Annotated in this window: 5 protein-coding genes; 4 read left to right on the top strand and 1 reads right to left on the bottom strand. The window is 59.0% G+C overall.

From position 1 onward, the window contains the following. Window positions 1-282 precede the first annotated feature (282 nt). The 4 genes from FJ398_25310 to FJ398_25295 all read left to right on the top strand — a co-directional run bounded on the left by FJ398_25310 (window position 283) and on the right by FJ398_25295 (window position 5,304). Window positions 283-2,568, top strand: coding sequence for a DUF1553 domain-containing protein (locus FJ398_25310; protein MBM3841212.1), 2,286 nt, complete (start codon window positions 283-285; stop codon window positions 2,566-2,568). 104 nt (window positions 2,569-2,672) lie between these two features. Further along, complete coding sequence (locus FJ398_25305; GenBank protein ID MBM3841211.1) at window positions 2,673-4,118, top strand: DUF1501 domain-containing protein; 1,446 nt, start codon at window positions 2,673-2,675, stop codon at window positions 4,116-4,118. Window positions 4,119-4,236: 118 nt separating this feature from the next. Next, complete coding sequence (locus FJ398_25300) at window positions 4,237-4,935, top strand: hypothetical protein (GenBank protein MBM3841210.1); 699 nt, start codon at window positions 4,237-4,239, stop codon at window positions 4,933-4,935. A 21-nt stretch (window positions 4,936-4,956) separates the two neighbouring features. Beyond that, complete coding sequence (locus tag FJ398_25295; protein ID MBM3841209.1) at window positions 4,957-5,304, top strand: class I SAM-dependent methyltransferase; 348 nt, start codon at window positions 4,957-4,959, stop codon at window positions 5,302-5,304. 186 nt (window positions 5,305-5,490) lie between these two features. Here the strand turns inward: FJ398_25295 and FJ398_25290 are convergent, their stop codons facing one another. Continuing rightward, entirely contained in the window at window positions 5,491-5,850 is a 360-nt protein-coding gene (locus tag FJ398_25290; protein ID MBM3841208.1) for an aspartyl protease, read from the bottom strand. Between the last annotated feature and the right edge of the window lie 198 nt (window positions 5,851-6,048).

Here is a 6,048-nt window from a genome sequence, read left to right as displayed (position 1 = left end):
AGTGACCGCGCTATAGAATGCGGGATGGAAGAAGTGTTTTCGAATCAGCGAGTTGGGACGATTTCAAGCACTGAGGGCGAGGAATTTGAGCCGGTGTGTGAAAGTCAAAACCGTCCCGTCGGCGCTCTCCCCGATTTTTTTGTCGCCGCTTGCTTAGGCGAGGATTTGGGACGGAAGAAAGCCATTTACAAATTGAGCAAAGTCATGAGAATAGCGCTAATTCTGCCGCCTGGAACCGAGCGCCTCGCTTGACTTGAAATTTGAACAGCCTATGACGCGGTTATGACCCTGAAGCATTCCCCAATCGCCCCGCCCCTGCCGTCTGGTTTGCTGTTCGCCGCGCTCCTCGTCCTGTGCGAGGGGGGCGCAGCGGAACCTGCGGATCGCTTCAAGCCTGAGGATCGAAACCACTGGGCGTTCCAGCCCGTCCAACGGCCTGAGCCGAAGGCCACGCATTCGCAGTGGGTGCGAAATTCGATCGACGCTTTCATCCTGGCGGAACTGGAAGCCAAGGGAATCCAACCAGGATCGCCAGCAGACAAATTGACTTTGCTGAGACGCGCGTCGCTGGACTTGATTGGTCTGCCCCCGACTCCTGAGGAAGTAAAGGCATTCGTAACCGACCATTCGTCCGATGCTTTTGACAAGGCGGTCGAGCGGCTGTTGGCTTCGCCGCATTACGGAGAACGTTGGGCCAGGCATTGGCTGGACCTGGCGCGGTATGCCGAAAGCGAAGGCTTCAAGTCGGATGAAACCCGGCCCTATGCCTGGCGTTACCGCGATTACGTCATCAAGTCGTTCAATGACGACAAACCGTACGACCGCTTCATCAAGGAACAAATCGCCGGCGACGAGCTTTGGCCGGGCGATCCGAACGCGCGTGTCGCCACAGCTTTCAACCGGCATTACCCCGACGAAAGCAACGCGCGAAACTTGATGCAGCGGCGCCAGGAGATTCTCAATGACATCACCGACACCGTTGGCGCCGTGTTCACCGGGTTGACGTACGCGTGCGCCCGGTGCCACGATCACAAATACGATCCGATTCTCCAGGCCGATTACTACCGGCTCCAGGCTTTCTTCGCCAACACTGCGGCGGACGATTCCATGGTCCTGACTTCCAGCGAGGCCGTTCGGCGCTACCGCGAGAAGCATGCGATCTGGGAGGAGAAGACCTGCGACCTTCGCGAAGAACTGGACTGCATTGAAGAGTTGAAGCGCAAGGCGATCGTCAAGGACTTCGTGGACAAATATCCGGAAGAGATTCAGGCTGCTCTGGCCAAGCCGGAGAGCGAACGCAACGCATTCGAGTGCCAGATGGTCGCGAAGGCCAAACTTTATCTCGATCCCGCATCGCACCAGTACATCGCCAAATCGGAGAGCATCGGCAGCAGCCTCAAAGGCGACGTGAAGAAACGCTGGGACGAATTGATGGCCGAGTTGAAGAAGTTCGATGATTTGCTTCCGGACGAACTCCCGATTGGGACCGGCATGGTCGATTTGGGCGACGAAGCCCCGAAAACTTATCTGCTGAATCGCGGCGCTTACGACGCGCCCAAAGAGGAGGTCGAGCCGGGGTTCTTGACGTTGTTCGAGGCGAAGCCGGCCAAACTGGTCTCGCTGCCGGGAGGGCATTCGACCGGCCGGCGCGGGACCCTCGCGAACCTTCTCGCCGATGCCGGCAATCCCCTGACGGCGCGCGTGATGGTGAATCGCATCTGGCAATACCACTTCGGACGAGGCCTGGTGGCGACGGCGAGCGATTTCGGTTTGAAGGGGGATCGGCCGACGCACCCGCAGTTGCTCGACTGGCTGGCGAGCGAGTTCGTCCGCACCGGGTGGAGCCTCAAACAGATGCACCGGTTGATCATGACTTCGAGCACGTACCAGCAATCCTCTCGATACCGCGAAGCCGCGGCCCAAGTCGATTCCGAGAACAAATTGCTTTGGCGTTATCCAAGGCAGCGCCTGGAAGGCGAGGCGCTTCGGGATTCGGCGCTGGAAGTGGCCGGGTTGCTCAACGTGAAGATGGGCGGGCCGAGCGTCTTTCCCGAACTGCCGCAAGGCATGAGCGTCGCCGGAGGCTGGCCGGTCACGAAGAATGAGATCGAGCGGAATCGCCGCAGCATTTACGTCTTTGTCCGGCGCAACACGCGTTACCCGATTTTCGAGACCTTCGACATGCCGGACACTCATGAGACTTGCTCGCGCCGGATGGTCACAACCAGCCCGATCCAGGCGCTGACCTTGTTGAACAACAAACTGACTCTGGAGTGGGCTCAGGCATTTGCCGGACGCGTTCTGGGTCTGGCGGGCACGGATTGCGATCGGCAAATCGACGCCGCGTACCGCCTGGCTTTTTCGCGTTCCCCGGACAAGGCCGAGCAAGAGATTGCACGCCGGTTCTTTGGACGGCACCGGGAGATCCTGAGCGAACGCGCCGCAGGGAATGAGCCTTTGGCGTTGCCCACGAATTCCGCCGTGCCATGCGACTCCATGCACGCCGCTTCGCTCGTGGACTTCTGCCACATGCTCATCAACGCGAACGAATTCGTGTATCGCAACTAACTCGGACCATGCGAATCAATCTCCAACCCTTTGAACCCATTTAACCCAGTTAACCGATTTAACGATCTAACGTTGTAACGCTGTAACGCCCCGTCGCGCTGCTTATGCCTCAGATCACTCCCCACGTTCAGCCCCCCACTTCGCGCCGTGATTTCTTGTGCCGCGCCGGCTGCGGTTTCGGCGCGCTGGCGTTCGGTTACATGCTGAGTCTCGAAGGGTTGCTGGCTCGCGCGTCAGGTCTGAGGATCAATCCGCTCAGCCCTCTGGCCCCTCGCCTGCCGCATTACCCGCCGATGGCCAAATCGATCATCTGGCTTTTCATGGAAGGCGGTCCGAGCCATCTGGATTTGTTCGATCCAAAACCCACCCTGGATACGCTTGCGGGACAACCCATGCCCGCTTCCTTTGGCCGGCCTATTACTGCGATGGGCACGGCAAGCAATACCCTGATGCCGACGAAACGGAAGTTCAAACAGCACGGCCAAAGCGGCATCTGGGTTTCCGATTGGTATCCGCACGTCGCGGAGCACGCCGACGATATCGCGGTCCTGCGTTCTTGTTGGGCGAACGGGCTGAATCACGTCGGCTCGGTCACGCAGATGAACACGGGCGACATCCTCGCGGGCCGTCCTTCGCTCGGCGCCTGGGCGACCTACGGGCTGGGCAGCGCGAACCAGAATTTGCCGACCTTCGTGGTTTTAGCTGACGGCGGCGATCCCGTGGGCGGGCCGAAGCAATGGAGTTCCGGATTTTTGGCGGCCACGTTTCAGGGCACGAAGTTCCGCACCGAAGGCACGCCGATTTTTCACCTGGCCTCGCCAAAAACCGTCGGCGAGAAACAACAGCGCAGCAAACTCGATTTGCTGGCCGACCTGAATCGCCATTACGCGGCGGACAAACTGGAAGACACCGAACTGGCCACGCGGCTCAATTCGTATGAGCTCGCATACCGCATGCAAGCCGCCGCGCCCGAAGCGGTCGATCTCTCTCAGGAAACGGAAGCGACGAAGCGGCTTTATGGCATGGACGAAGAGGCCACGCGCAAGACGGGAACCAACTGCTTGCTCGCGCGCCGTCTCGTCGAACGCGGGGTTCGGTTTATCCAGCTCTATTGCGGCGGCACCAGTGGGTGGGACGCCCACAGCGACATCGAGGCGAATCACTCCAAGCATTGCAAGGAGACGGACAAGCCCATCGCCGGGCTCCTGACCGATCTCAAGGCGCGCGGCTTGCTCGACAGCACGCTCGTGGTGTGGGGCGGTGAGTTTGGCCGGACGCCTTTCAACGAAAAGGGCAACGGGCGCGATCATAACCCGTGGGGTTTCACCATGTGGTTCGCCGGCGCCGGGATCAGGGCGGGAACCGTCGTTGGAACCACGGATGAGATCGGCTTGCGGGCCGTCGAAGACCGGGCGCACGTCCACGATATCCACGCGACGATCCTCCATCTCATCGGCATGGACCACGCCCGGCTGACCTTCCTCCACAATGGCCGCGACGAGCGCCCGACGGTCAACGGCGGAGAAGTGATCCACAAGCTGTTGGCCTAGGGCTGGCGAGGAATCTCGGATCGCTCCTGCGATCTCCACGGATCGAGGATACGGGGCCTGGCGCGGACACTTTTGTAGGTTGGATTCCAGCGTCTCCCATGAAGGCTGATACACCCCGATGAACGACACCCTCGCTTTGGTTGTGACTTCGGAAAGGACCTGGCCGAACCTGGCGACGTACTGCTTCAACGAGAATTTCCTCCGCTATCGGCCGCAGTTCGATCTCGCGGTGGTTCTGAATGGTCCGAATGACGCAGCCCTCCAATCCATTGCCAAAGCATCACCCGATTTTGTTTTCGTTCGCCCGAACTACGGGCTTGATCCGGCCGACTTTGATTTCCTGTTGAAACGGATTCCACTCGATTACGAGTATTACTGCCTGTTGCACGACGACCACTGGTTCCATCCATCGGACTGGTTCCTGCAACTGCGTACCCTCGCAGCCGGACATCTCCAGGTGGACGTCTTCGGCAATCTGGTTAGATCCAATGTCCAGTATCACCCCTCCATGGACGGCTTGAGCAAACTTCTTGGCTATGACAGATACAGCCCGGACGATGTTCCATTTTTCATTCAAGGAATGGCGGGACTCTACCGGAAAGCGGCCATCAACACGCTCCTGTCCCTCGATGGAATTCCTCATCTCCATCGGAATGTGATCCCCGTGGCCTGGCTGGCAGAGCGACTGGTGACGGCGATGCTTTGGAAACGCGGCCACTCATTCATGCAGATTCCTCCAGGTTACGAGCGATTCCTGAGGCACAAAAACCACGATCCGCTCCGAGATTCCGCGTACACGCCCAGCACGCCGCGCTGATCAGACCAAAGTTGTGCAAAGTTGGGCCATCGTTACCGGTTTATAGTTGATTTCTTTGGGTACGTGATTCCGTTTTGGGAGAAGCTTTTCAAGGATTTGGGCTGGTACCAGACGCACCGGCCTTTGAAGGCGCTGGAAATCGGGTGTTTCGAGGGCCGCTCGACGACCTGGCTTCTTGATTTCGTTCTGACTTCCAAAGACTCTGAATTGTTCTCTTGCGACACATTCGAAGGGAGTCTGGAGCACAAGGACCGCGACACCTCCAACCTTGAACAACGTTTCCGGCAGAATGTCGCGGCTTCCTCCAGCCAGGCCTCTGTTCGTGTCTTTAAGGGTCCGTGCCCACTACTGTGCAGACCGTGGGATTGACGACAGATCGACCGGAGAACCGTAGCGCAGATTTTCAATCTGCTGTATCGCCGATTTCCAATCGGCAGCGCGCCGGCAAGTCCCAGCGTGCTCGGACTGGGAGACGCCCCGCAGAATACAATTCTGCGATACGGCAGAGTGCAACTCTGCGCTACAAGCTTTGTCGTCCATCCCGCGGACCAAGCACTAAGCCAGGATCATCCGCATCGGCACCAACCGGCGCTTGAAAGGGTCCAGAACCAGACGCAGGCTCTCCAGAGTCGTCGCGCCCAGTAAGGGTTCGTCCCCTTCCTCACCGAAGATCACGGGCGCCGCCCCGCCTTCTCCACGAAATTCGAAAAACGCGTCGCCGACTTGACGCACGATAGTCGTTCCGTCCGCCAGCGTGAAATCCACCGAACGGTGAGGACGAATGCCCAGGCCTCGGAGCACGGCGGCAGGCACCAGGCTATAAACTGCCCCGGAATCCACGAGGAACTTCACCTCAGCTTTTCGGCGTGATTCATGGCTTGGTTTTACGATCAATTTCTGGTGTGTGAGGGCCATACGGCGCTGGAACAATAGCCTCGACTTCCGCGTGGAGCCAAGCTTCCAGTTGTCGAGAGCGTCCTATCTCCTTAGAGCGTGTCCGAAAATTGCGCGGGGTCCTGCGGCGAGGGATTTTGGCTGTGGCCAAGGCGGCGAGGTCCGAGCATCCCCAACGCGGGCTGTAAGGACCGAGCCAACGCAGGCCACGGACAAAAG

The sequence above is a fragment of the Verrucomicrobiota bacterium genome, assembly GCA_016871535.1.
Classification (GTDB): Bacteria; Verrucomicrobiota; Verrucomicrobiia; order Limisphaerales; family SIBE01; genus VHCZ01.
The sequence above is the reverse complement of the archived record's forward strand: the minus strand, read 5'-3'. Positions and strand labels throughout refer to the sequence as shown.